The organism is Flavobacterium ginsenosidimutans (assembly GCF_037478105.1).
In the GTDB taxonomy this organism is placed as follows: Bacteria; Bacteroidota; Bacteroidia; order Flavobacteriales; family Flavobacteriaceae; genus Flavobacterium; species Flavobacterium ginsenosidimutans.
This window is the reverse complement of record NZ_CP147988.1, coordinates 455,339-481,969: the sequence shown is the minus strand read 5'-3', so window position 1 is coordinate 481,969 and position 26,631 is coordinate 455,339. Positions and strand designations below refer to the sequence as shown.

27 protein-coding genes, 1 tRNA gene and 1 pseudogene are annotated in these 26,631 nt (G+C 32.9%); 12 read left to right on the top strand and 17 right to left on the bottom strand.

What is annotated here, in order from left to right:
- Positions 1-24 precede the first annotated feature (24 nt).
- Positions 25-315: a hypothetical protein gene (locus tag V6624_RS02335; protein ID WP_239455602.1), complete on the bottom strand. Its 291-nt coding sequence runs from the start codon at positions 313-315 to the stop codon at positions 25-27.
- 344 nt (positions 316-659) lie between these two features.
- On the opposite strand from V6624_RS02335, the gene V6624_RS02330 reads away from it, so the two are divergent.
- From V6624_RS02330 to V6624_RS02320, 3 genes are all read left to right on the top strand, one after another.
- Positions 660-1,754 carry an acyltransferase gene (locus V6624_RS02330; protein ID WP_338840738.1) on the top strand — a complete coding sequence of 365 codons (1,095 nt, stop codon included), beginning with the start codon at positions 660-662 and terminating at the stop codon, positions 1,752-1,754.
- A 161-nt stretch (positions 1,755-1,915) separates the two neighbouring features.
- The gene (locus V6624_RS02325; protein WP_338840737.1) at positions 1,916-2,335 is read left to right on the top strand and encodes a hypothetical protein; all 420 of its coding nucleotides are present in this window, start codon (positions 1,916-1,918) and stop codon (positions 2,333-2,335) included.
- 123 nt (positions 2,336-2,458) lie between these two features.
- On the top strand, positions 2,459-2,818 hold the full coding sequence (locus V6624_RS02320; protein WP_338840736.1) for a MerR family transcriptional regulator: 360 nt from the start codon (positions 2,459-2,461) through the stop codon (positions 2,816-2,818).
- A 93-nt stretch (positions 2,819-2,911) separates the two neighbouring features.
- On the opposite strand, the pseudogene V6624_RS02315 reads toward V6624_RS02320, so the two are convergent.
- The 5 genes and pseudogenes from V6624_RS02315 to V6624_RS02295 all read right to left on the bottom strand — a co-directional run.
- Positions 2,912-3,781: pseudogene (locus V6624_RS02315) on the bottom strand (DUF4932 domain-containing protein); the annotation flags it as partial.
- A 12-nt stretch (positions 3,782-3,793) separates the two neighbouring features.
- Complete coding sequence (locus V6624_RS02310) at positions 3,794-4,036, bottom strand: hypothetical protein (RefSeq protein WP_338840734.1); 243 nt, start codon at positions 4,034-4,036, stop codon at positions 3,794-3,796.
- 343 nt (positions 4,037-4,379) lie between these two features.
- Positions 4,380-4,457, bottom strand: a tRNA-Val gene (locus V6624_RS02305).
- A gap of 160 nt (positions 4,458-4,617) precedes the next feature.
- On the bottom strand, positions 4,618-5,415 hold the full coding sequence (locus V6624_RS02300; RefSeq protein WP_338840733.1) for a hypothetical protein: 798 nt from the start codon (positions 5,413-5,415) through the stop codon (positions 4,618-4,620).
- 112 nt (positions 5,416-5,527) lie between these two features.
- Positions 5,528-6,754, bottom strand: a complete 1,227-nt coding sequence (locus V6624_RS02295; RefSeq protein WP_111285170.1) for a bifunctional folylpolyglutamate synthase/dihydrofolate synthase — start codon at positions 6,752-6,754, stop codon at positions 5,528-5,530.
- Between the two features lie 130 nt (positions 6,755-6,884).
- Here V6624_RS02295 and V6624_RS02290 point away from each other — a divergent pair, with 130 nt between their 5' ends.
- Both V6624_RS02290 and V6624_RS02285 read left to right on the top strand, forming a co-directional pair.
- The gene (locus V6624_RS02290; protein ID WP_111284993.1) at positions 6,885-7,580 is read left to right on the top strand and encodes a MotA/TolQ/ExbB proton channel family protein; all 696 of its coding nucleotides are present in this window, start codon (positions 6,885-6,887) and stop codon (positions 7,578-7,580) included.
- Between the two features lie 3 nt (positions 7,581-7,583).
- On the top strand, positions 7,584-7,979 hold the full coding sequence (locus V6624_RS02285; RefSeq protein WP_008464192.1) for an ExbD/TolR family protein: 396 nt from the start codon (positions 7,584-7,586) through the stop codon (positions 7,977-7,979).
- Positions 7,980-8,357: 378 nt separating this feature from the next.
- Here V6624_RS02285 and V6624_RS02280 read toward each other — a convergent pair whose 3' ends face one another.
- From V6624_RS02280 to V6624_RS02270, 3 genes are all read right to left on the bottom strand, one after another.
- Positions 8,358-9,263 carry an energy transducer TonB gene (locus V6624_RS02280; RefSeq protein WP_338840730.1) on the bottom strand — a complete coding sequence of 302 codons (906 nt, stop codon included), beginning with the start codon at positions 9,261-9,263 and terminating at the stop codon, positions 8,358-8,360.
- A gap of 527 nt (positions 9,264-9,790) precedes the next feature.
- Positions 9,791-11,017, bottom strand: coding sequence for a Glu/Leu/Phe/Val dehydrogenase dimerization domain-containing protein (locus V6624_RS02275; RefSeq protein ID WP_338840729.1), 1,227 nt, complete (start codon positions 11,015-11,017; stop codon positions 9,791-9,793).
- A 142-nt stretch (positions 11,018-11,159) separates the two neighbouring features.
- On the bottom strand, positions 11,160-11,735 hold the full coding sequence (locus tag V6624_RS02270; RefSeq protein WP_338840728.1) for a chalcone isomerase family protein: 576 nt from the start codon (positions 11,733-11,735) through the stop codon (positions 11,160-11,162).
- A gap of 495 nt (positions 11,736-12,230) precedes the next feature.
- Between V6624_RS02270 and V6624_RS02265 the strand changes: the two genes are divergently transcribed.
- The 6 genes from V6624_RS02265 (at position 12,231) to V6624_RS02240 (ending at position 16,752) form a co-directional block, all read left to right on the top strand.
- Positions 12,231-13,373: an acyl-CoA dehydrogenase gene (locus tag V6624_RS02265; RefSeq protein ID WP_338840726.1), complete on the top strand. Its 1,143-nt coding sequence runs from the start codon at positions 12,231-12,233 to the stop codon at positions 13,371-13,373.
- Between the two features lie 130 nt (positions 13,374-13,503).
- Positions 13,504-14,481, top strand: coding sequence for a M20/M25/M40 family metallo-hydrolase (locus tag V6624_RS02260; protein WP_338840725.1), 978 nt, complete (start codon positions 13,504-13,506; stop codon positions 14,479-14,481).
- A gap of 35 nt (positions 14,482-14,516) precedes the next feature.
- On the top strand, positions 14,517-15,194 hold the full coding sequence (locus V6624_RS02255; protein WP_338840723.1) for an SDR family NAD(P)-dependent oxidoreductase: 678 nt from the start codon (positions 14,517-14,519) through the stop codon (positions 15,192-15,194).
- A gap of 27 nt (positions 15,195-15,221) precedes the next feature.
- The gene (locus V6624_RS02250) at positions 15,222-15,590 is read left to right on the top strand and encodes a four helix bundle protein (RefSeq protein WP_338840722.1); all 369 of its coding nucleotides are present in this window, start codon (positions 15,222-15,224) and stop codon (positions 15,588-15,590) included.
- A 12-nt stretch (positions 15,591-15,602) separates the two neighbouring features.
- A complete protein-coding gene (locus V6624_RS02245; protein WP_338840721.1) occupies positions 15,603-16,208 on the top strand; it encodes a SprT-like domain-containing protein in 606 nt (201 codons plus the stop codon).
- 7 nt (positions 16,209-16,215) lie between these two features.
- Positions 16,216-16,752 (top strand): hypothetical protein, encoded by a 537-nt coding sequence (locus V6624_RS02240; protein WP_338840719.1) that lies wholly within the window; start codon positions 16,216-16,218, stop codon positions 16,750-16,752.
- 64 nt (positions 16,753-16,816) lie between these two features.
- Here V6624_RS02240 and V6624_RS02235 read toward each other — a convergent pair whose 3' ends face one another.
- From V6624_RS02235 to gcvP, 6 genes are all read right to left on the bottom strand, one after another.
- Positions 16,817-17,581 carry an ABC transporter ATP-binding protein gene (locus tag V6624_RS02235; RefSeq protein WP_177211981.1) on the bottom strand — a complete coding sequence of 255 codons (765 nt, stop codon included), beginning with the start codon at positions 17,579-17,581 and terminating at the stop codon, positions 16,817-16,819.
- Positions 17,581-18,327, bottom strand: a complete 747-nt coding sequence (locus V6624_RS02230; RefSeq protein WP_012022541.1) for an MlaE family ABC transporter permease — start codon at positions 18,325-18,327, stop codon at positions 17,581-17,583. Before V6624_RS02230 ends, V6624_RS02235 begins: the two co-directional genes overlap by 1 nt.
- Before the next feature lie 79 nt (positions 18,328-18,406).
- Positions 18,407-19,255 carry a glycosyltransferase family 2 protein gene (locus tag V6624_RS02225; protein WP_338840717.1) on the bottom strand — a complete coding sequence of 283 codons (849 nt, stop codon included), beginning with the start codon at positions 19,253-19,255 and terminating at the stop codon, positions 18,407-18,409.
- Positions 19,256-19,349: 94 nt separating this feature from the next.
- Entirely contained in the window at positions 19,350-19,877 is a 528-nt protein-coding gene (locus V6624_RS02220; RefSeq protein ID WP_111285004.1) for a methyltransferase, read from the bottom strand.
- Positions 19,878-20,008: 131 nt separating this feature from the next.
- Complete coding sequence (locus tag V6624_RS02215; protein WP_111285005.1) at positions 20,009-21,067, bottom strand: 3-oxoacyl-ACP synthase III family protein; 1,059 nt, start codon at positions 21,065-21,067, stop codon at positions 20,009-20,011.
- Between the two features lie 412 nt (positions 21,068-21,479).
- A complete protein-coding gene (gene gcvP, locus V6624_RS02210) occupies positions 21,480-24,329 on the bottom strand; it encodes an aminomethyl-transferring glycine dehydrogenase (RefSeq protein ID WP_111285006.1) in 2,850 nt (949 codons plus the stop codon).
- A 193-nt stretch (positions 24,330-24,522) separates the two neighbouring features.
- On the opposite strand from gcvP, the gene V6624_RS02205 reads away from it, so the two are divergent.
- A complete protein-coding gene (locus V6624_RS02205) occupies positions 24,523-25,335 on the top strand; it encodes a hypothetical protein (RefSeq protein ID WP_338840715.1) in 813 nt (270 codons plus the stop codon).
- Here the strand turns inward: V6624_RS02205 and V6624_RS02200 are convergent.
- On the bottom strand, positions 25,330-25,590 hold the full coding sequence (locus V6624_RS02200; protein WP_338840714.1) for a DUF3781 domain-containing protein: 261 nt from the start codon (positions 25,588-25,590) through the stop codon (positions 25,330-25,332). The two genes, V6624_RS02205 and V6624_RS02200, sit on opposite strands and share 6 nt — an antisense overlap.
- 530 nt (positions 25,591-26,120) lie before the next feature.
- Positions 26,121-26,576, bottom strand: coding sequence for an SRPBCC family protein (locus V6624_RS02195; protein ID WP_338840713.1), 456 nt, complete (start codon positions 26,574-26,576; stop codon positions 26,121-26,123).
- Positions 26,577-26,631: the final 55 nt, after the last annotated feature.

The following is a 26,631-nucleotide window of genomic DNA, read 5'->3' as shown; positions in this document are numbered from 1 at the left end:
CGAAAAAAGCTGTGAAAAAACTAGTCAGACAATAACAGACAACGCAATAGATATGTTAGAATATTTAATGCTGGCATAAAAGAAAACCCAATGAATGGTAATCAAGATTCCAGCTTTAGAAATTTTTACCGCTTCAGAAAATGACTTTAGCATTTTAAGATTGTAAATTTTTAAAATGAAAAAGAGAATAATAGAAGCAAATAATACTCTATACCAAACTAAAGTAATTTCGTTAAGAGAAATAAGTTTTCCGAAAACGCCAGTAAAACCAGCAAGTAAAACTGCAGAATGCAGTATCAAATAAGATTTTTTCATAAGAAGTTGTCTATCCTTTTTTGGGAGGATATTTTTTGAATATTAATAATGTGATTGAGGTAAAGACACAACAAATCGGACTGAAGATTCAGTCAAGTGTCAATACTAAAGAAGCATTATTAATTTATGGAGGAGGAAGACAACCTTTAAAACTCATGATAAAATTTGATTTTCGGTAAAATTAAGAAAAAAGCATTGCGTGAAAAAGTGCAAAAAGTTATTTAAATGTGAAACTTCAAACAATTTAACAACTGAATTGAATAAATCTGATTTTGATTTGAATATTAATTTGTAGAACTTGCAACGATACCGAATCACCTAATTTATAAGTTTATTACAATCTAATGAGTGCAAGCCAGTCAACTATAGCAGTTCTTGAAACAAAACAGCATTTTGAAATTTTAGACGGATTAAGAGGCATCGCCGCTTTTGCAGTTGTCGTGTTTCATTTTATGGAATGGATTTTTACTGATCCAAGCAAGAATTTTATCGGACACGGATTTTTAGCTGTCGATTTTTTCTTTTGTCTTTCAGGTTTCGTAATTGGATATGCTTATGATGATCGAATTGCAAAAATGGGGCTTCGTAATTTTTTTATTGCTAGAATTATCAGACTTCATCCGTTAGTTATTGCAGGTTCAATACTTGGTTTATTGGCTTTTTTATTTGATCCTTTTGGTGGTCATTTAGAATTGTACAGCACAGGAAAAATTATTTTGACATTTATCTGTTCAATTTTTCTTATTCCGTTTCCAGTTATTGCTGACCGCGGATTTAATTTGTTTAGTTTTAATGCACCGGCTTGGTCGCTTTTTTGGGAATATATAGCCAATATCGTTTATGCATTTGTTCTTTATAGAATTGGAAGAAGTTTTTTATTGCTATTAACGATATTATCTGCAGTGGCTATTTGTTATGTAGGATATAATTCTGGTAATTTAATTGGAGGTTGGAGCGGTCCGACTTTCTGGGATGGATGTGCTAGAATTTCCTATTCTTTTTTGGCGGGATTGCTTATTTATCGATCAAATTGGGTAATTAAAAATAAACTTGGTTTTGGTGGATTAACCTTTTTATTGCTGTTAGCTTTTATTATGCCGTTTTCAGAATGGAATTGGATTTCAGAACCGTTAGTTGTGTTGCTTTATTTTCCATTATTAATTTCTTTTGGAGCTGGAGCTATCTTAAAACCTGGATTGAAAAAAGCTTGTGTTTTTTCAGGAAAAATATCCTATCCATTATACATGACGCATTATGCCGTTTTATGGATGTTTGGAAATTATTATACTAATTTTAAATCAGATACAACACAATTGACTTTAATTGTAATAACTTCAGTTGCTTTGTTGGTCGGATTCGCTTATTTAGTAATGGTTGTTTATGATATTCCGTTAAGGAATTATTTAAATGCTAAAAGAAAAGAAAAACTAACGAAATAAAATCTTTAGTCTAAATCATAATAAAAAACTCCATTAGAAGTAATGGAGTTTTTTATTGTTTTTTGTTTTGAGTTATAATCTTCTAATGAGTATTTAATCAGAAATTAGCTTAACTTGATCTCGCTTTTCCATTTATTAAAACTATTAAAACCAAATAAACTATGAAATTTCCAATAATTACAACTTTACTGCTATTACTCGGCACAGTTAATACATATTCGCAAAAACTAAATTGCCAAGATTTTCGAACGGGTAAATTTGAATTAATAGATGAAATAAATCAGCAGAAATATATTTATGAGCGATTCGAAAATTTTCAAACTGAAGAAACATTCGATATGAAAACCGGAAAAGTTTTTGAGGAAAAAGGTTACTATATTTTAACATGGATAAATGACTGCGAATATAATTTAAAGTTAGATACTACTAAAACGAAGGGAGATGATATTGCTTTAGCTGTAAATGCTAGAGGCGGCGTTAATTCTAGAATAGTATTTGTTGATGGTAGTTGTGCTGTCATTGCTGTAACAATTGCAGACGAGAAAATTGAAACTGCCTATGGAATGTGTAAAATTGACTAGTGTTTCTGAAATATTGTTTTTGTCTCATTTCTTGTGTTTTAAGAACAAAAAAATAGTATATTTGAAACTGGAAAGTATAGACTGTACTCTATGCTTTATTGTTTTCTTCTAAAAAATAGAATTATGCTTGTAAACGAATTGTCGAAAAAAACAGGATTGTCAATCCATACTATTAGATATTATGAGAATTTAGGAATGATTAAGGGATTGACTGATGAAAAAGTGACATCTAATAATTATAAACATTACGATAGTAATACTATTGAACGTTTAGAAATAATAATAGAAGCAAGGGAAGTTGGCTTTACTTTAGCAGAAATAAAAAAAATATTAATCAGCTGGTTTGAAAGTACTGATTCGAAACCAGAAACGCTTGAGCTTTTTCAAGCCAAGATAAAAGAGATTGACGATAAAATGAGATATTTTAAAAAGACCAAGAGTCTTCTCGAAAAAGTATGTGAAAAAATAAAAAGTAATGATTGATAATGAATTGTCAATCAATTAGGTTTGAAATTTGACTATAAAAAAACTCCATTAGAAATAATGGAGTTTTTTTATGGAAATGTTTTGTAATTTTTATTGCAAACTACACCATTTGATTAGTTCTGGATATATTAGATCGATTTTCTTTTTTTTGTTTCTAAGATTTTTAAGCTTTTCATTGAATTCTTTCATTTTTATGAATCCTCTTTCAATCATTACGCCATTTACTTCATTGTTGATTTCTTGAAGTAGTTTTGTGTCGCCTTTGTAAATTTCTTCAGCATATAAAATAAAAACGCCGTAAGTCATGTATTCATTGAATACTTTATAGCCGTCTGGATAATATTCTGTTCCATATGTTTTTGTATTAACCCATTTTTCACGGTCTTTCAAAGCGGTATTAATTTCCGATTTAAATTTCACACTCGGTTTTTCTACATAATTGTGATCAATTTCTGTAAACATGCTTCTTGTGTTAAAAGCTTCGTTGTTTTTTTCAGATCGATCTTTTTCTTTTTGAATCGTTGGTAAAACCATTTCGATAAGATGAAAATTATTGTTTTCGTAGCCTCCAGTATAATTAAGACCATTTATTAATGCAGAAGTATATACAATGTAACTGTTAATCTTTGTGTCAAAATTCTTTTCTAGCCAATTCCATTGTTTCTGAAGATTTGAATACTGTTTGTAATCTGAAATGATTTTGTCATAAAAAGGTTTTTCAGATTTGTAGAATTCATTGAAATTTGATTTTTTAGCAAAAGCTTCAATTTCTTTTTTGTAAGTCGTAATTGGATTTACGTCAATTTTTACGTTTGCAACCCTATTTGCTGGTAAAATATAATTACTGTTTGGTGTTAAAACCTCATTTTTTAAAAAGTAAGTCTGCGCGTTTCCTGTAAAGAAGATATAATTTAGCGGGTTTTTAACTAAAAGAGAATCCATTTTTTTAATAATTGGTTCATCTTTATAAGGTTAAAAATGCGTAAGAACACGCTGATAATAATCTCCTCTTTGTTCAAACATATCATCGTTTTCTAATCCAAAATCGGTAATTGCCAACATGATCGTAAGAAGTTCTTTTACTTCATTAACTTCAACTGTCGATTTTCCTTGATTCTCTTTTTTGAATTCTTCGGAAAAATTTACTTTTTCTGATTGTGCAAATCCTGCAAATGATAATATTAAAGCGAAGGCGGATAAAATTTTTGTTTTCATAGAATTAATTAATTTCAATTTGAATTACTTTGGCTTAATAATAATTTTTTGGAAGTGTAAATTTCTTGCAAAAATACATCGAATGCAAATTTGATTTATTCTGTTTTTTTATAAATTCGATTTGGAATTCTGTTTCTCAGGTTTAAATTTAGGCAAAGATTTGTCATCCTGAGGCACGAAGGATCACACTAGAAATTCCGTAAAGTATATCGCCAATCTTTGTCGATATTCGAGTGTGATTTCTCGTTCCTCGAAATGACAAGATTGTGTTGAGTTAAATTTAAAAGGAAGTTTGAGAAAGTATTAAACAAAAAAAAACTCCTTAATTTCTTAAGGAGTTTCTTGGTGGGCGATGAGGGGTTCGAACCCCCGACCCCCTCGGTGTAAACGAGGTGCTCTGAACCAGCTGAGCTAATCGCCCTATTTTGCTAGGTTGCTAGCATTTCGTGATTGCGAGTGCAAATATACGCTAGTTTTTGAGTTCTGCAAAGAAAATAGAATAAAAATTTAAAATTTTTCAAAAGTATTTTCTATAAGGCTGAGGGATAAAATGTTATGAAAGTATATTTTTTAATCATTTTTTACTTTGAAAGCGACGGAATGTTCCTGTAGATATTATCGCTGTGTTTTCCGGTGAAAGATTTGTCCAATTCATCAAAAAAAGCGTTCGAATCTTTTTCATTTGGCCAGGTCGATTTAATCAGTTCGTCTATTTTTTCGTTGGATTTTTCCATATCGGCTAATGAGTCATAGAAAAACGCTTCCATAAAATCGGTACTATTAGAACCCCAAGAATGACGGAACGGATAATATGCTTTTATATAAGGATCGTTAAAAGTGATTTTTTCATTAAATTCTTTCGCGTTTTTTCCGTTTCCTTTCATGCTAAGTTCAGATTTTCGGATGTAAACGATCATTGGTTTCTTTGTTTGATCTTTGTATGCTTTTTCGCCAATTGAATTTAAACTCTGATAAATCTCATCTGAATGTATTGGAGTGTAATAAGAGTTGTATTTATCGAAGAAAGCTTTTCTGGCTTTTTCATCTGGCCAAGCTTTTTTAATTAAATCTTCATTAATGGCATCTGCTTTTTCTATATCCTCCCAATTTTTATAAACACTCACGGCAACTACTTCCGTATTGTCATTCGTGTAATAATGAGTAAGTAATTCCGAACCAATAATAAGATCATTTTTACTAATAACTTTGTCAAAGTATTCCTGTTCTGTAGCCTTCCAGTCTTTTGCTTTTCCATCTAAACTGCGATGCAGAGTAGTCATCGTGATAAAAACTGGTTTCTCTTTTTCCTGTGCGTAACCTGCAACGCACACTAGAGCCATCCATAGGAAAAGCCCTAGAAGTGTACTTCTTGTTTTCATGATTTAAATTTATTTTTGGGTTTTTAATAAATAAATTTAAATCATTAAAAATCAAATAGTTATATGTTTGTAGGCGATTTTATCCTTATTTAGGATGTGAAATTTAATTCTCTTAATTTAAAGGCAGTTCAGCCACTACAAAAGTGCTTCCGCCAACATAAATAAAATCATTTTTTGCAGCCTTTTTCTTTGCTTCCGCGAAAGCGATTTCAACAGAACTGTATTGGTCACCAATCAAGTCATATTTTTTTGCTTCGTTTTGAAGAATTTCGGTGCTTAAACCTCTTGAAGAATCTGGTCTGCAGAAATAGTATTTTGCTTCTTTAGGGAATAATGGCAAAATAGAATCTAGATCTTTATCATTAACAACACCCAAAACAATATGAAGGTTTTCAAATTTTTCGTTTTTCAGCTGATTCATTACAACCGATAATCCGTGTTTATTGTGAGCAGTGTCGCAAATGATTTTCGGGTTTTCTCCCAATTGCTGCCATCTTCCTTGTAAACCAGTATTTTTTACAACATTTAATAAACCTTCTTTTAGCTGTTCTGTCGAAATCTTAAAATCGGTTTCATTGTTTAAAATCGAAATCGTCTGCTGAACCGTTTTTTTATTATGAAACTGATAATCTCCAATTAAATCAGACAAATAAATCTGATCAATCAAATCGGAAGCAAAAGAAATTGGTGCATTGTTTTCTTCGGCTTTAGCCAAAAATACAGGTTTAGTTTCATCATTATATTCGCCAATAACAACTGGAATATTTGGTTTTATGATTCCCGCTTTTTCGCCTGCAATTGCTTCGAGAGTATTTCCTAAAAATTGTGTATGGTCCAAACCAATATTGGTAATTACCGAAACCAAAGGCGTAATAATATTTGTTGCGTCCAATCTTCCACCCAAACCAACTTCGATAATAGCAATATCAACTTTTTCTGCAGCAAAATAATCAAATGCCAAACCAACCGACATTTCGAAGAAACTCATATCATTAGCTTCAAAAAAATCTTTGTGTTTTGCAATGAATTCAATGACAAAAGCTTCAGAGATTTCTTTACCGTTGATTTTAATTCTTTCTCTAAAATCTTTTAAATGTGGAGAAGTGTACAAACCAACTTTATAACCCGCTTCTTGTAAAACAGACGAAAGCATATGCGAGGTCGAACCTTTTCCGTTTGTTCCAGCAACGTGAATACATTTGAGCTCGTTTTGCGGATTATCAAGATGAGCTGCCAATATTCTAATATTAGTTAAATCTTCTTTATACGCCGAAGCACCTTGCAATTGGTACATTGGAAGTTGATTAAACATCCAATTGGTAGTCTCTTGATAGTTCATTTGTTTAGATAAAATGGTTGTTGATTGAAATAAATTTCGATTTTTGTAGTTTAATATTACAGCGAAAATTATCTTTATTGCAAATTTCAAATATTTTTTAGAATTAATTATTAAAAACCAGAATTAATATATGTTTAGTTTTATTCAGTTACAAACAGATACAATCGCAAATGCTTCAAATGTAGTGATAGAGAAGGTTGCAACACCCCAAAATGAAATTTCAATGTTTGGGTTTATCATGAAAGGGGGAGTTTTTTTAATTCCAATCGCGATTTTATTGTTTTATACGATTTACCTAATTTTTGAACGTTATATGTACATTAACCGTGCGTCTAAAATTGACAGCCGATTAATGCAAGACATTGGTGAGAAATTGCATTCTGGAAATATTGAATTGGCAAGAACTATTGTGGAAAGAAATAATACTGCAGCTGGAAATATTTTGAAAGAAGGTGTTTTGGTAATTGGAAGACCAATTGCAGAAATTGAATCCAACATGGATCGTGCTGCCGATATCGAGATTGGCGAAATGGAAAGACATTTAGGTCATCTTGGACTTATCGCAGGTATCGCGCCAACGCTTGGTTTTATTGGAACAATTTCTGGAGTTATCAAAATTTTCTACAGCATTTCGGTTACCGAAAATATTAGTATCGGAAATATATCTGGAGGTTTGTACGAGAAAATGATCAGTTCTGGTTCTGGATTAATTGTGGGAATTATTGCTTATAGTGCTTACCACTTATTGAACGGAAAGATTGATAATTTTGCTTTAAAAATTCAGAAACAGATTTTAGAATTTGTCAATATAATTCAAAGAGCATAAGCCATGTCTATTAAAAGAAAAAGAAGATTTCACGCCGAAGTAGCGACTTCATCTTTGAGCGATATCATGTTTTTCCTGCTGTTGTTTTTCTTAATTATCTCAACACTGGCAAATCCGAATGTGATTAAGATGACTTTGCCAAAAGCTAAAGCGAACGAAAAAACCAATAAACAATTAATTAGTTTATCGGTTACAGAAGATAAAAAGTTCTATATCGACAAACAAGAAGTCGATTTTGAAAATCTAGAAACGAGTTTAATGTCAAAAATAGGAACAGATAAAGAACAAACTGTCGTAGTTCGAATTCCGTTTAACTTACAAGTTCAAGACTTAGTAGATGTTTTACAGATAGGAGTGAAGAATAATTTGAAATTTGTAATTGCAACTAGTCCGAAGTAAAAATAATTATTAGGGCGTGACCACAATAAAAAGATGGGCCAATCAGCATAACATAACGTTGATTCGCCCATTTTTTTATTGCGGCCGTCCCGATAGCTATCGGGAGCGCTACTTCGGTAGCTTGCTCCTATCCCTCACGCGAACAGAACCTAATTTTACGCAATAATTTGTCATCCTGAGCGAAGTCGAAGTACACGCTAAGAAGCTCGACAAAGATTGATGATTCTCTTTGAGGAATTACATGTGTGTCCTTCGACTTCGCTCAGGATGACAAGCTAATCGTTAATTAAAATAAAAGCAACAAAAAAGGCTTTCAGATATTTCTGAAAGCCTTTTTTATAATAGCAGATTCGTGAAAATCCGTGAAATTCGTGTTTTTTAATTCAAGTTAAAATTATAAATAATTCTTCCAACTTGTTTTGGCGCAGCATTATCATCAGCAGACCATTTTGTATTTAATGCAGCAATTTTGGCTTGTTCTAATAAGCAACTTGCTTTGTTTGTTGTTCCTTTTATTCCGGCAGTTGCACTAACGGTTTTTCCAGTTTGATCAACTGTAACTTCAACCACAACAGTTCCTTCTTCGTTACAAGTGTATTTTGGAGCAGGTTTCGATAATGCCTTTCTTCCGTTTAGAGAATATCCAGTTCCACCGCCAGAACCACCACCAGTTCCTGCTCCGTAACCGCTTCCAGTTCCAATGCCATTTCCAGTTCCGTTACCGCCTCCAGTTCCTCCGCCAGAACCACCACTTCCGTAATAACCGTTAGAGTTTAGACTTCCGTTTGCTTTTCCTTTATTTCCGGCTGCTTTATCATCTCCGTCTCCGCCTTTGTTCGAACCTTTCATAATGCTGGCTAAAGCATCATTTGTTGAGTTAGAAACTTTTGGTTTTTCTGGTACTGGTTTTTGTATTGGTTTTTCAACAGGCACAGGTTTCTTCGGTTTCTCTTTGGTCGGAATAACAACATCATTATCGGCAGTTGTATTTTCCTGACTAATTATCGCTTCTTCTTCTGGAGTTGCTTTTGCGGGCGCTTGTTTTACATTGTTTTTTACATCCAAAACTTCGCTTTTATAATTGGCTCCAGAACCTAAATCGCTGTCTCCAAAATTTATGGTTACGCCGCCGCCACCTCCGCCGCCATCAGCAAGAGCTACATTGTTTTCTGGATTATAAGGAGGCCAGAAACGGATAAAAAACAGTAATAGAATTATTACTGCATATATAGCTGTTGTGAATAGCAATGATTTCTTTTGATCTGAAGAAATTGAGGAACTCATTTAGATTCTAAATTTTGAAATGTATTATTTTAAAAACGTTTAAAAGTAGTAAAAATTGTTTAGAATGAAAGAGAGAATTTAACCGCAAAGGGTGCTAAGGTTTTTTAAAAAATTATAACGCAAAGCACGCTAAGATTTACGCAAAGAAACGCAAAGTTTTATTTGTCTTAACTTTGAGTAAACCTCCGATTGAAGTTCGCAAAGCTAGATGTACACAAAGCTTTGCGAACTTAATATTTAGATATTGCTTGCGCTTCAAATTAAAATGCCTTAGCGTACTTTGCGTTAAAAACTGCTAGCTATTTAACCGCAAAGCACACAAAGGTTATGCAAGGTTCGCAAAGCGGTTTTATTAAAATCTCGCAAAGTCGCGGAGACGCAAAGAAACTTAAAAAGAAAAACTTTGCGACTTCGCGACTTTGCGAGAAATAAACTAGCGCTCTTTGCGTAAACCTTTGCGAGTCTTGCGGTTAAAAAAAAACGAGCTAAATGATTTAGCCCGTTTTAAAAGTGAAATATAAAACTAATTACACTAATTGTTTCAATGCAATTTCAAAAGCAGTTGCACTAATATTTGTTTTTGACGTACTCAAAGCATGAGCTTTAACAATCGCATTTTTAATTGTATCTGAAGTATCATTAAAAATAGCCTCGTCTGTCATTTGAACTTTTTTCTCCATGAAATAAGCAAAAACTCTTGCCATTCCACAGTTTGAAATAAAATCTGGAATCAAACTTACTTTGCTGTCAACTTCTTCCATAATAGAACCGAAGAAAATTTCTTTGTCAGCAAAAGGAACATTCGCGCCACAAGAGATTACTTCCAATCCGTTTGCGATTAAGCTGTCTATTTGTGTTTGAGTTACTAATCTTGAAGCGGCGCAAGGTGTGAAAATCTCAGCACCAATAGTCCAGATTTTAGAATTGATTTCCTCAAACGGAATCATATTGTCGGCAACTAATTTATTTCCATCTTTATTTAAAAACAAAGTTCTGATTTCTTCAAAAGAAAAACCTTCTTCTTTAATTAATCCACCATCACGGTCAATGATTCCGATAACTTTTGCGCCCATTTCAGCTAAATAGAAAGCAGCGGCAGAACCTACGTTTCCGAAACCTTGCACAATTGCTTTTTTACCTTTAATATCTCCGCCATAAGTTGCGTAGAAATGACGAACTGCTTCTGCTACACCATATCCAGTAATCATATCGGCAACAGTATATTTTCTAGTTACGTCTGGTGAGAATTTTGGGTTTTCGATAACCTTAATTACACCTTGACGCAATTGCCCAATTCTATTGATTTTGTCAGCTTCTGTTGGTTTAAAATGTCCATTGAAAACTCCTTCTTGCGGATGCCAAACACCACATTCTTCTGTCATTGGGATTACTTCGTGAATTTCATCAACATTTAAATCTCCTCCAGTTCCATAGTAGCTTTTCAATAACGGAGAAACCGCTTTGTACCAACGCTGTAAAACACCTTTTTTGCGAGGATCGTTTGGATCAAAATTTATTCCAGATTTAGCTCCGCCAATAGCAGGGCCTGAAACAGAGAATTTAACTTCCATTGTTTTAGCTAGAGATAAAACTTCGTTCATGTCTAAGCCTTTTCTCATTCTTGTTCCTCCACCCGCAGCTCCTCCACGAAGTGAATTAATAACAGTCCACCCTTCGGCTTCTGTTTCTGAATCTTTCCAATTGAAAACAATTTCAGGTGCTTTGTTTTCAAATTGTTGTAATAAATCTTTCATTTTGTTGTGATATGTTTATTTTGCGTAAATGTATAAAATAGAATAATGCGAATAATGTATTTCGCATCAAATTTATAAAACAAAAAAGAAAAGCCAAAAACTATTAGGTTTTCGGCTTTTTGAATATTTAAAAAATTAAGATTTATTGTCCTAATAAGTGTTTTTTCAAAGTTTCGTCAACTGGTTTATCAGAAAGCCAGATTCCGAATAATGCTTTTTTGAAATCGAATCCAGGGATTTTTCCTTTCAGCACTTCATTTTTACTTACGTAAACATTTTGATCTAATGGATTGTAAGCTAAAACGAAAACATCTTTTTCTGTAATGGCATCACTTAAAAAGCTTTTTAACTGCTCGATTCTTGGACGCAATTGTTCCAGATTTGCTCCCGCAGATTTTTCAAAACCTGTGTTCATCGCTTTTGTCAGTTTGTTTGAAGAAACCATAGAAGAAGTAATTTCAATTCTAACAGCCATTTCAGTATCGCTATCAATAATGAATTGCGGATCCTGAGTTAATTGAGATAAATACAATGCCTGCACATAAACTTCCAACCACATTTTAGATCTTCCGCCTGCTCCGTTTAATTGTAATGGTTTACCTTGAAATTCAATTTTTCTAGGTACACTTACTCCATTTACTTCAATTTGAGTTTGAGCAGAAACAGTCGAAAATTGTAAGCTTAAAAGGACTGTTAGTAAAAGTAAAATCTTTTTCATATTCTATCAAATTTTTATTTTTAGGGCAAAAATAATAGTAATTTATTAATATTTGGTTCATTTTTAGAATGTTTTTTTTTCTGTAAAATTTACATTTAATTTTTCTATTACATTAAAAATCAAATTAGTAAGAGTAAGTTTACGTACTTTTACTGAATTTAAGAATTGTTTAGTTTTTTGCTTTTTGTGAAGCCTCAATTTTTTAATAAAAAGTAAAAATTTAGGCATAATCTTAATCTTAAATTTTAGAAATTTTGTTACCAAATTAATGCTCTTTTGAAAAAAAAGCTAAATAATAACGAAAACGTTATCGTAATCTTTGCTGATCTATTAATTTTATATGCATGCATTGTAGTTTTCACATTTAAAAAGTATCTTTGGAAGCCTTTGCATTAAAAAATAAGGCATCGAAAAATCACAAAAAAACATAAAAAATCATCAACTAAAGAAATCTGTTTGAAATCTGGTTGAGAAAAACATTTAAAGTAAACTACTATGGATTTTAATCTTACCGAAGAACATTTAATGATTCAGCAGGCAGCAAGAGATTTTGCTCAAAATGAATTATTGCCGGGAGTTATTGAACGTGACGAAAAACAAATTTTTCCAACTGAGCAAATCAAGAAGATGGGTGAGCTTGGATTTATGGGAATGATGGTTGATCCTAAATACGGAGGAAGCGGTCTTGACGCTATTTCTTATGTTATTGCAATGGAAGAAATTTCTAAAGTAGATGCTTCTGCTTCTGTTGTAATGTCTGTAAACAATTCATTGGTTTGCTGGGGATTGCAAGAGTATGGAACTGAAGAGCAAAAACAAAAATATTTGCCAGGTTTAGCGTCTGGAGAAATTCACGGAGCTTTTTGCTTAAGTGAGCCTGAAGCAGGAAGTGATGCAACTTCTCAAAAAACAACTGCAGTTGATATGGGAGATCACTATTTGGTAAATGGAACTAAAAACTGGATTACAAACGGAAATACAGCATCTGTATATTTAGTAATTGCACAAACGCATCCAGAATTAAAGCATAAAGGAATCAATGCTTTGATTATGACTAAAGATATGCCAGGTTTCTCAGTTGGTCCGAAAGAACAAAAAATGGGAATCCGCGGTTCAGATACACATTCTTTAATGTTTACGGATGTTAAAGTTCCAAAAGAAAACAGAATCGGTGAAGATGGTTTCGGATTTAAATTTGCTATGAAAACTTTGGCAGGAGGACGTATCGGAATTGCTTCTCAAGCTTTAGGAATTGCATCTGGAGCTTATGAATTGGCTCTGAAATATTCGAAAGAGCGTAAAGCTTTTGGAACTGAAATTTGCAATCACCAAGCAATTGCTTTTAAATTGGCTGACATGGCTGTTAATATTGAAGCAGCACGTCATTTGTGTATGAAAGCAGCTTGGGATAAAGACAATCATAAAAACTACGACGTGAGTGGTGCAATGGCAAAATTATTTGCTTCGCAGGTTGCAATGGATACTTCGGTTGAAGCAGTTCAAATTCACGGAGGAAACGGATATGTAAAAGAGTACCATGTTGAGCGTTTAATGCGTGATGCAAAAATCACTCAGATTTACGAAGGAACTTCTGAAATTCAGAAAATCGTAATTTCTAGAGCAGTTATTGCTGGATAAATAATCTTTACAATATATTTAAACCCTTTCGACTTTTTGTTGAAAGGGTTTTTTTATGAATATTGTATTACTTTTCATAAGTTTATAGTCTAATTAATTTTATTTTCAATCATCATCAAAAAAGAAAACCATGAAAAAATTATACTTTCTGCTTCCTTTAATTTTCTTAGCATGTAAATCGGGAACTTCTACAACAAAGGATAATGAAACAAAAGAAACTTCTAAGCCAATAGAAGTAAGCTATAAAGTAAAGGAATCTGAAATTTCAGATTTTCTAAAATATCTTTCTTCAGATGAATTGGAAGGCAGAGAAACAGGAACAAAAGGAATTGAAAAAGCAGCAGTTTTCTTGGAGGACTTTTTAAAGAAAAATAAAATCAAACCTTATTTTAAAACTTACAGAGATACGTTGACCAATTTTGAATCTCCAGCTTTTAATATTGTTGGCGTTATTGAAGGAACAGATCCTCAATTAAAAAAAGAGTTTGTTGTTTTGAGTGCGCATTACGATCATATTGGTTTAGAGAAAAAAGAACAAGCTGATAAAATAAATAATGGTGCTAATGACGATGCTTCGGGCGTAACTTCTGTCGCAGCAATGGCAAAATATTTTAGCGAAACCAAAGCAAACAAAAGAAGTATTTTGATTGTCTTTTTTGCGGGAGAAGAAAAAGGATTATTAGGATCTAAAAGTTTAGTTGAGAAATTAAAAAAGCAAAACTTTAACCTTTACACACAATTAAATATCGAAATGATTGGCGTGCCAATGAAACGAGATTATTTGGCTTACATTACAGGCTTTGATAAATCGAACATGGCACAAAAAATAAACGAATATACAGGAAAAAACACTATCGGATTTTTGCCAAAAGAAGCCGAATATCAGTTGTTTTATCGTTCTGATAATTATTCGTTCTTTCAAGCTTTTGGCAAACCATGTCAGTCTCTAAGTACTTTTGATTTCGAAAACTTTGATTTCTATCACCATGTTTCAGATGAATTTAAATTAATGGACATTCCTCATATTACTAGATTCACACAAGAGTTATTGCCAGCGGTGACAAAAATTGCAGTTTCGCCTACGCAAGAAATAACCATGAATAAATAAGAGGCTTTTTTACAGCATTTGATTATTTTTGCCTAATGAAAAATATTATCGTTACAGGAACAAGCAGAGGAATTGGTTATGAATTGGCCTTGAAATTTGCTGAAGCAGGTCATCAGGTTTTGGCCATTTCCAGAAAAATCCCGCAAGCACTTTTAGAACATCAAAATATAACTTGTCTATCTGTTGATTTGGCAGATGAAACTGCTTTAGATCAAGTTGAAAATTTTCTTTCTTCGACATGGAAAAAAGTAGATGCAGTAGTTCATAATGCTGGTGCTTTGCTTTTAAAACCTTTTGAGCAAACTACACAAGCAGATTTTGAAAGCATTTATAAAGTGAATGTTTTTGCTGTTGCGAATCTAACTCGTATTTGTATTCCGTATTTAGAAAAAGGAAGTCACGTAGTTACGATTAGTTCGATTGGTGGAGTTCGCGGAAGTTTGAAATTCGCAGGATTAGCTGCTTATAGTTCGAGCAAAGGTGCTGTAATTACTTTGACTGAATTACTAGCCGAAGAATATAAAGAAAAAGGAATTTCATTTAATGTTTTGGCTTTGGGTTCTGTTCAAACAGAAATGCTTAATGAAGCTTTTCCTGGATATCAAGCGCCGATTTCAGCAGAAGGAATGGCAACTTATATTTATGATTTTACATTAAACGGAAATAAGTATTTTAACGGAAAAGTTCTGGAAGTTTCTTCAACCAATCCTTAATTAATTATGAATTATGAGTTTTGAATTATGAGTGAGAGCATTGTGAAAACTAAAAGTTTTGAGTTAGCTGTTCGTGGAGTTAATTTTTACAAATGGTTAGTTACGGAAAGGAAGGAGTTTGTAATGAGTAAACAATTTTTGCGTTCTATTACTTCTGTTGGTGCGAATGTTCGTGAAGCTGTTAATGCGCAAAGCAAACCCGATTTTATTCATAAATTATCAATTTCTCAAAAAGAATGTGATGAATCAATGTATTGGCTGGAAATATTAATTGCAACGAATTATATTTCAAAAGCTGAATTTGAATCAATGCACAAGCAATGCGAAGAAGTGCTAAAAATCATAAAAAGTATAATTTTAACGACAAAGAAAAAACTCATAACTCAAAACTCATAATTCATAATTAAATTGAGCGAAACTTTAGCTAAATATATTCCAGAACATGCGGTAAAACCTGTTTTCGATTTGATAGTGGCCAATCAGGTGCACTTGAAGATTGTAAACGAACGTCAGACGCGTCATGGTGATTATAGACGCGGACCAAGTGGTAAGCATGAAATTACGGTCAATGCAAGTTTAAATAAATACAGGTTTTTAATTACGCTGATTCACGAAATTGCGCATTTAGTAGCTTTTGAAAAATTTGGAAGAAATATAAAACCACATGGAAATGAATGGAAGTATACTTTTCAGCGTTTAATGGTTCCGTTTATTCGGCCAGAAATATTTCCAGGACAGATTTTACCTTTGCTAGCAAGACATTTCAAGAATCCTTCTGCAAGCAGTGATACAGATACTACTTTGTCTTTGGCTTTAAAGCAATACGATAAAGAAAATGATAAAAATTACGTTTTCGAAATTCCTTATGGAAGTATTTTTAGAATTAAGAATGGTAAGGTCTTTAAAAAAATAGCTGTTAGAACAAAGCGTTTTGAGTGTTTAGAAATCAGCTCTGGGAAAACTTATCTTTTTAATCCGAATGCTGAGGTTGAGCTTCTGCCAATAAAAAACTAGATGAATAATGAATAAAATAATACTGAACGACAATTTCGAATTTAAGCAAAAAGCAATACTCTTAGTTCCAACATTTTTTTTCTTATATTTTTCATGTGTAGGTTTGCAGACATTTCTTAATCATAAGATAGAAGAGTTAAATGTTAGCTTCTTCATTATGTTATTTGTTTTTTCAATTATTGGGATATCCTTATTGGCTTTGACATTTTCTAAAGTTGGGTTTAAAGTTCAAGACAATGAGCTTTATAGGATATTGTCTTTTTTAGATCTCAATTTTTATTCAAAAAAAATCAATCCAAGAGACAAAAAAATATTCTCTATTTTATACAAAAAAGCATTTCAGCGAAATGACTACTTAAGTGCAGGAGGAGCAGATGTGAGTTATAATTTTGCAGTTCAAGATTTTGTTTTATTAAGCGAAAATCATTTGGAAAAGGAATCACTAATTAAACTGAATTCACAGAAGCACTCAGAAGAACTAAAATTATTTTTAGAGGAATTTGGTAAATTAAAGTTCGAGATTTATTCACCTAATTTTCAATAAAAAAATCCCAAATTCCAATAAGCAACTTGGAATTTGGGATTTTTAATATTTTGGGTTTTAAAGTCTATAGTCCTTTCAAATATGCTTCACGTACTTTCTTAAATAGGTTTGATGAATAAACGAATTTAACTATTGCTTCATTATCGGTTTTAAAGATTTCTTCTTTAGTTCCCTGCCAAGCTTTTAAGCCTTTCTTTAGAAAAACAATATTTTCACCGATTTCCATCACGGAGTTCATATCGTGCGTGTTGATTACGGTTGTAATATTATATTCTTTTGTAATTTCCTGAATCAGGTTATCAATCAAAGTCGAAGTATTTGGATCTAATCCAGAGTTTGGTTCATCACAAAACAAATATTTCGGATTGTTTACAATAGCTCGTGCAATTGCCACACGCTTTTGCATACCTCCAGAAATCTCAGAAGGTAATTTTTTGTGAGCGTCAACAAGATTTACTCTTTCTAAAACAAAGTCAACTCGTTCTTTGATTTGGGCTTTGCTATTATTGGTAAACATTTTTAGAGGGAAAGCCACGTTTTCTTCAACAGTCATCGAGTCAAACAGTGCAGAACCTTGAAATACCATTCCGATTTCGGTTCTTAATTCACGTTTTTCATCTTTGTCTAAATCAGAATAAACTCTTCCGTCAAACTCAATTGTTCCTGAGTCAGGTGTATGAATTCCTAATAACGTTTTTAATAAAACTGTTTTTCCAGATCCACTTTGTCCAATGATCAAGTTGGTTTTTCCAGTTTCAAATACCGTCGAAACGCCTTTTAAAACTTTGCTGTCGCCAAATGATTTCTCTATATTTTTTACTTCTATCATTATCCTAATAATAATTGAGTTAATATATAATTTAGAAGGATAATAGTGACAGATGTCCATACAAATGATGTTGTACTTGCTTTACCAACTTCTAACGCACCACCTTTCATATAATAACCATGAAACGATGGAATTGTTGCCAATAACATCGCAAATATTAAAGTCTTGATAAATGCATAAGTAATATGAAACGGTATGAAATCTTTTTGAGCTCCCATAATAAAATCTGCTCCAGTTGAAAATCCTCCGTAAGCACAAGCAAGCCATCCTCCAAAAATTCCTAAAAACATACTAATTCCGATTACGAAAGGATACATTAATAGCGCTATGATTTTTGGAAAAACTAGATAGTTTACGGAGTTAACTCCCATAACTTCTAGAGCATCAATCTGCTCTGTAACACGCATTGTTCCGATACTTGAAGTGATGTAAGATCCCATTTTTCCAGCCATAATTACCGAAATAAAAGTAGGAGCAAACTCCAAAACTACAGATTGACGTGTAGCAAAACCAATTAAATATTTAGGAATTAAGGGATTTGTTAAATTTAATGCTGTTTGGATGGCAACAACTCCTCCAATAAAGAAAGATATAAAGCAAACAATTCCAAGTGAATCAATAATCAAATCATCAATCTCTTTGAAAATTAAATTTTTCATAACAGGCCATTTGGTCTGTTTATTGAAAATTTCTTTCAGCATTAAAAAATATTTCCCGATTTGGGATAAATAACGAATTAGCATCATAATTTTTAAATATTGGCTAAGGTAAAAAGAAGTTATGAGTTATGAGTTATGAGTTCAGTTTTTTCGAGTGTTTTACTACTCAAATTAACTTTTTTTTCATTTTCTGTAAACGATAATTTCTAATAAACTTAGCTTGTTCCGGAGTTACTAATAAAGGAGTTTTGGCGCTTTTTGCTTTCATAAATCCTTTAATGTAATCTAAAAATAGAAATGGTTTTTTCTTCATCATTGCCAATTTTGCAGAAGCAATTGCAGTGATCCAAAAACCATAACCTAAAGTATAAAAAGCCTCGCCTTGTTTGTAGCGAGCTGTTTTGTTGTAGTTTGCACCTGTCGGCTTTAAATGTTTTACATGTAAAGATTCGTCAGTGATAATTTTCCAATCGTAATATTTACAAAGTAATTCATCAACAGTGTCCCAACCCATTGCTGGGCGTAAACCGCCAATTTGCTGATAGGTTTCTTTTCGATACGCTTTTAAAGCTCCTCGAATATGATCTTTATCGGTAAGATTTTCTAAAACCCATTCGCCATTTTTATCGATGTAACAGAATCCGCCAGCCATTCCAACTTTTGAATCTGATTCGAAATGTTTGATAATGGTTTCGAAATAATTTGGTGGAAAAATTAAGTCACCGTCGATTTTTACAATAATATCGTAATCAGAATCTAAAGTCTCAAAACCTTTTTGAAAAGCTTGAATCACTTTACTTCCAGGCATATGAATAGCATCTGAAGTTTTGTTGACAACAGAAATATACGGATTTTCTTTTGCGAAGCTTAATACAACTTCTTCCGTTTTATCAGTTGAATTGTCGTTCACAACGACCACTTTTGAAGGCAAAACAGTCTGAGAAACCAAAGATTGTAAAGTCAAGCCAATGAGATCTTGTTCGTTATGCGCGGGGATGACGATGTAATATTTCATTTTAAGAATTTTAGTCCCGAAGCCTCGGGATTAGATTTTAGATTTTAGATTCTGTGAAAGTCATCTAAAAATCAAAAATCGTTAATCAGCAATCTTAGTTCTTGACTTTTTCAGCCACAACAATATAATATCTTGGAGTGAAATATCTTAATAATGGTCTGATTCCAAGTTTTTTTACCGGATGTGTAAATTGCAGACGATCTGTGATTTTCCATCCTGTTTTTTCTAAAAGCCAGTCCAACTGCCAATCTTCAAATTCGTGATAATGTCTGTCCCACATATCAGTTTTAGATCGATATGCTGGTGAAAACCATAAACGTAACGGAATTGAAATTAACAATTTGTCACATTTTACGTTTTGTAAAATTGTGTATGGATTTAGCAAATGTTCGAAAATTTCAAATGCAGTAAAAACAGTATATTCTTCTGTTTGTAAAGCTGTATGATCGTTATCTAAATCTTCACCTGTTGTGTTTTTTACAGTATAACCATTTTCTTCCATTATTTTAGAAAACGGATTTGGAACTCCAAAATCAAAAATGGTTTCAGATGTTTTAACGTGTTTTTGTAAAAATTCTAAGGTAAGTTTGAATCTTTTATTCGGAAATGTTTTTTCGTACATTTTATAGTTTTTAACAACAAGGCGCAAATATACTAAAAAGTCCGCACTATAAGATGCGGACTTTTTTTAGTTTTCAGTCTCAGTCACAGTTTACAGTCTGCTAAACTGAATACTGTGATTGCAAACTGCGACTAATATCTATAAACAAAAGCATTAATGTTCATTCCTGCTCCGACAGAAGCAAAAATAAGAACATCGCCTTTGTTGATTTCGTGACCTTCAACTTTTTTCTGAAGAATCAAATCGTATAAAGTTGGAACGGTTGCAACACTGCTGTTTCCTAAATCATGAATACTCATTGGCATAATAGCTGCAGGCGCAGTTTTGTCGTATAATTTATAGAAACGTTCGATAATAGCCTCGTCCATTTTTTCATTTGCTTGATGAATCAGGATTTTTTTCACATCGTCGATAGCAATTCCGCTTTGATCTAAACAGCTTTTCATTGCTAATGGAACGTTGCTTAAAGCAAATTCGTAAATTTTACGACCGTACATTTTGATATATTTAATATCTGGATCTAAATCTGGATTGTATGATTTTCCGAAGAAAAGATAATTTGCTTCATCATTAGCATAAGTGGCACTTTCATAAGATAATAATCCAGATTCATCTGTAGAAGCTTCTAAAATTGAAACTCCAGCTCCGTCAGAATAAATCATTGAATCGCGATCGTGATCATCAACAACTCTAGATAAAGTTTCAGCTCCAATTACCATTACTCTTTTTGCCATTCCAGATTTAATGAAAGCATTTGCTTGTAAAACACCTTCGATCCATCCTGGACATCCAAAAAGAATATCATAAGCTACACATTTTGGATTTCTGATTCCTAATTTGTTTTTAACACGAGTTGCCAAACTTGGTAAAATATCCGTTTGGTGTGTTCCTGTTTTTACATCGCCAAAGTTGTGAGCGAAAATAATATAGTCTAAAGTTTCTGCATCGATTCCTGCATTTGCAATTGCTTTTTGAGCTGCAAAAAAAGCTAGATCAGATGCTGTGTATTGTGGTTCGGCATAACGGCGATTTTCAATTCCAGTGATACCTTTAAATTTTTTAATTACGACTTCGTTCGGATAACCAAAAGGAGTTCCATCCTCATTTAAAAAAACATGTTTGTCAAAATCTGTATTTTTTACTTCTAAATTAGGAATATAGCTCCCAATACCAATAATTTTTATTTTCATTTTTCCCTTAATTATCCGATAAATTTAGCGCTAATGTATAAATAATATTATGATAACTATCATAAAAAATAGTATGCATGCATATAATTATGAAATAGCTATTTTTCGGTTGATATATTGTTTTTTTTCTAATGATTTTTTAATATTTACTAGATTTCAAACGATTGAAGGCGATTTCGAGAGTAAAGTTTTTTTGCTTTCATTTTAATTTCATGATGATAATTTCACAAAAGATTATAAGAAAGTTATGTTTCTTTAAATCAGATTTCTTCTTTGTTGTTTGGTTTAAAAAAGTTTCAGATTTCAGGTTTCAAGTTATGCTAGAACCTGAAACCTGAAACTTGAAACAAAAAATAAACCCGACAAGTTTCAAAAACCTGTCGGGTTTGGATATTTATTAGGAGGCTAATTTTTAGCTTTCCATATAAGCTTCGATAGGAGCACAGCTGCAAACTAAGTTTCTGTCACCGTAAGCGTCATCTACACGACGAACTGATGGCCAGAATTTATTGTCAGCGATGTAATCCAATGGATAAGCTGCTTTTTCTCTAGTATAAGGGAAATCCCAAGAATCTGTAGTTAACATTGCCAATGTGTGAGGTGCATTTTTCAATACATTGTTTTTGTCATCAGCAGTTGCAGCTTCGATCTCTTTTCTGATTGAGATAAGAGCATCACAGAAACGATCTAATTCTGCTAAATCTTCAGATTCAGTTGGCTCGATCATTAAAGTTCCAGCAACTGGGAAAGAAACCGTAGGAGCGTGGAAACCATAATCCATTAAACGTTTAGCGATATCACCAACTTCGATTCCGTTTTCTTTGAATGCACGGCAATCTAAAATCATTTCGTGAGCTGCTCTTCCGCATTCTCCAGTATAAAGAATTGGGTAGTGTCCTTCGAAACGAGATTTCATATAGTTAGCATTCAAGATAGCGTGTTCTGTAGCGCTTTTTAATCCTTCAGCTCCCATCATTGTGATGTAACCGTAAGAGATTAAACATACTAAAGCAGATCCGTAAGGTGCAGATGAAATTGCTGTAATAGCTTGTTCTCCGCCTACTTTTAAGATTGGGTTTGTTGGCAAGAACGGAACTAATTTTTCGTTCACACAGATTGGTCCAACTCCAGGTCCACCGCCACCGTGAGGAATAGCGAATGTTTTGTGTAAGTTTAAGTGACAAACGTCAGCACCAATTGTAGCAGGATTTGTTAATCCAACTTGCGCGTTCATGTTTGCACCGTCCATATATACTAATCCGCCATTATCGTGGATTAATTTTGTGATTTCAATAATTGAAGATTCAAAAACTCCATGAGTAGAAGGATATGTTACCATTAAACAAGACAAATCATCTTTGTGCTCAATCGCTTTTTCTCTTAAATCTTCTACGTCAATATTTCCTTCTGGAGTCGTTTTAGTAACAATGATTTTCATTCCGGCCATCGCTGCAGAAGCAGGATTTGTTCCGTGAGCCGATGAAGGAATCAAACATACATTACGGTGACCTTCGTTTCTTGATAAATGGTAAGCACGAATTGCCATTAAACCAGCATATTCTCCTTGCGCTCCAGAGTTTGGCTGTAATGTTGTTCCAGCAAAACCGGTAATTACATTTAATTGTTGCTCTAATTTTTTAAGCATTGTGATGTAACCTTCAGCTTGTTCAACTGGCGCAAAAGGGTGAATGCTGTTCCAGTTTGGCATTGATAAAGGCAACATTTCTGAAGCCGCGTTTAATTTCATTGTACAAGAACCTAATGAAATCATCGAATGATTCAATGATAAATCTTTACGCTCTAATTTTTTGATGTAACGCATTAACTGACTTTCTGAATGATGATTGTTGAAAACATCATGCGTTAAGAAAGCAGAAGTTCTTTCTAATGAAGTAGGCAATTGACTTGCAGAAGTTAATTCAGAAACTGTGAAAGTTTCTTTTCCTAAAGCCTCAGCAAAAATCGCAACGATTTGGTTGATGTCAGCAACTGAAGTTGTTTCGTTTAATGAAATGGAAACAGAGTCAGCATCAGGATAGAAGAAGTTTACTTTGTTTTTCTCAGCAACTGCTTTTACTTTTTGAGCATCAGCTTTTACTAAAATCGTGTCAAAGTAAGCCGTGTTAGTTTGGAAAACGCCTAATTTATTCAAAGCTTCAGCAGTAGTAACTGCCGATGCGTGAACTTTGTTTGCAATGTATTTTAAACCTTCTGGTCCGTGGTAAACTGCATACATTCCAGCCATAACTGCTAATAAAACTTGAGCAGTACAGATGTTTGAAGTTGCTTTTTCACGTTTAATGTGTTGTTCGCGAGTTCCTAACGCCATACGTAAAGCACGGTTTCCGTTTACATCAATCGAAACTCCGATGATACGACCTGGCATAGATCGTTTGTATTCGTCTTTAGTTGCAAAAAATGCAGCATGAGGACCACCATAACCCATTGGTACACCAAAACGTTGCGAAGTTCCAACCACTACTGCAGCTCCCATTTCTCCCGGAGAAGTTAAAGCAGCAAGTGATAAAATATCAGCAGCGAAGGCAACTTTGATTTCATTTTCTTTTGCTTTAGCAACAAAAGCGCTGTAATCGTTTACCTGACCGTATTTTCCTGGGTATTGTAAAATAGCTCCAAAAAACTCATTTGAAAAATCAAAAGTTTCGTGGTTTCCAACCACTAATTCAATTCCAATTGGAGTCGAACGCGTTTGAAGTACAGATAAAGTTTGAGGTAAAATTTCTTCAGAAACGAAGAATTTATGTGTATTGTTTTTCTTTTGATCTCTTGTACGAACGTCAAATAATAACGCCATAGCTTCAGCAGCTGCAGTACCTTCATCTAATAAAGATGCATTGGCAATTTCCATTCCAGTTAATTCAATAACCATAGTCTGGAAATTTAAAATCGCTTCTAAACGACCTTGCGCAATTTCTGCTTGGTAAGGCGTGTAAGCTGTATACCATCCTGGGTTTTCAAAAATATTTCTCTGAATTGGAGCCGGAACGATAGTTGGGTGATAACCCAAACCAATGTATGATTTAAATGTTTTGTTTTTCTTCCCTAATTCGCGAATGTGATTTGCAAATTCGTACTCTGTCATTGCAGGATCTAAATTCAAAGGCGCTTTTAAACGAATATCGTCCGGAAGGGTTTCATAAACAAGTTGTTCAATCGAATCAACTCCAATAGTTTTCAGCATGTGCTGAAGATCAGTTTCTCTTGGACCAATGTGTCTTAAAGCAAAAGCATCTGTTTTCATGTAGCTATCTAATGTTTTAAATAATGTGATTCTGCACGATTATAGGGCGCGAATAACATTTAAAAGTAAATGTGTTGTTTTTTGTGGCGCAAAATTAAGTATTATTAATAATTTAATAGGTATTTTTAACTTCAATTTTTATCAAATTTATAACTAAAGAGTTGATTTGTTACTAATTGATTAGATTTGAGCTATGAAACTTCTAAAACAAATTTTCGATTTTTATTTAAATAGCAGTATTCACGTGGCTTTATCGTGTTATGCTTTGGTCCGAATTACTTTTCATGTATTTCATATTCAGTATGATGATCCGATGGCACTTTTTGTTTTTTTCGGAACAATTGTAGGATATAATTTCGTAAAATATGATGCGCTTGTTCGCGTAAAGAAAAATCCGATTGGAACTCAACTAAAAATTATTGCTGTTTTGAGTTTTATTTCGGTGATTTTAGTTGGTTATTATTTTTTTCATTTAAAAAGAATAACACAAATAGTCTCCGTTGGAATTTTTGCCATAACGGCACTTTATACCTTACCTTTTTTTCCAAATAGAAGAAATGCCAGAAACTGGGCGGGAGTAAAAATCTATATTGTCGCTCTTTGTTGGGTTGGAGCAACTTTAGTTCTGCCTTTAATAAATGCCGAAATTCCGTTTACTATAGATTTCTTTATTAAATGCATTCAAAGATTTGTATTGGTTTTTGTCTTGATTTTGGTTTTCGAAATTTTAGATTTAGCCAATGACGATCCGCATTTGCAAACTGTTCCGCAGACAATCGGAGTAAAGAAAACCAAACTTTTAGGATTTTTATTATTGATTCCGTTTTGGTTTCTGGAGGTTTTTATTTCGACATTCAACATTCATGACGCGATTATAAATTTGATAATGGTAGTGATGTTAATGCTGTTTATTTTTTTCGCCAATCCCAATCGTTCTAAATATTACACTTCTTTTTGGGTCGAAAGTGTTCCAATTTTTTGGTGGCTGATGATTGTTTTTTTATGATTTGTTTTTAATTCTGTCTGCAGTAATAACTCTGTAAGTATTTGAATTTACAGTAATTTTAATATTGTTCTCACTGTTTGAAACATAGAAGTTTTTTCCAATTTTCTGATAATATTTTTCTTCAGTATCATTCAAAATTTTCAAAATCATCTTTTCAATTTCAGATTTTGTAAAGTTTGTTTTCAGTTTTTTATTTATTCTGCCGTAAACAAGTTCAGTGTAGCAAATGTTCTCGATAATTTGAATTTTGTGCAATATCATTTATTTGATGTATTTTCTTATTTAAATTGCAAATATAATTTAAATAAGATATTCTCAAATAAAAATGAATTTCAATAATTTGGGCGTGTCCCTCCGGGCCGGGCTATCCGCTAAAAGTCCTCGCACTTCCTTTGTCAGGCTGTGGGCTATCCGCTTCTATCCCTCACGCAAAACGTAAAACGAGAAAACTCATTTTTATAATATATTTAGAACATTGTATATGGTTTTGACTATTAAGACGGTTTCTTACGCAAAGTTTCCCGCGGTTGAAACCGCGGGCTATGTTTAAAATCAGAATTTGAAAAAAATTAATTGAATTTGTTTTTGAATTGCCTCCCGCTTTAGCTGGAGGTTAAAAAAAGTCTCCAATTAGGGCTTTAGCCAAACTTTGTCTTTTGGCTTAAGCCAGCAAAATTCTATTCCATTTCTCCTCCAGCTAAAGCGGGAAGCAATTAAATTGAAACTATTTTTTTGAAATCTGCTCAAATCTGCGGAATCTGCGCGAAATAAATTCAAAAGAACTATCAATTATTGTTTTCCGAAACCTTTTTCAAAACTTTATTTCTTTCCAAAAGGAAATTAGTAAGATGCTTTTCTAAAAATAAAATATCGAAAAGTTCTCCGAAAATCCCGTACGGAGTTTCATATTGCAATTTGTCTTTCATGATTGTAAAGCCATTTTCTTCTTCAAAAAAATGTTCATGTTTGAAAAATTTGAATTTGCCTGCTTCCATTTCATCCACAAAATAATCATGCAGTTTCATTGCAGTAATTCGGCTTTTGTGAGTCAGATAAAATCCAAAATGTTTGCCGCGCCAAGTTACCGTTTCGTTTAAATTAATTAAACCAGATGTTACACCAGCAATCGCTTTTTCTTTTGAAGGACTTGCCGATTGTTGATGAATATCGATGTTTCTTGAAGCATCAAAAACGATTTGTTTTGGAGCTTTTATTTTTGTTGTGAGATTTATTGTTGTCATGATTTTGGCTCAGTTTTTCACAATCTTGTCATTTCGACGAAGGAGAAATCACACG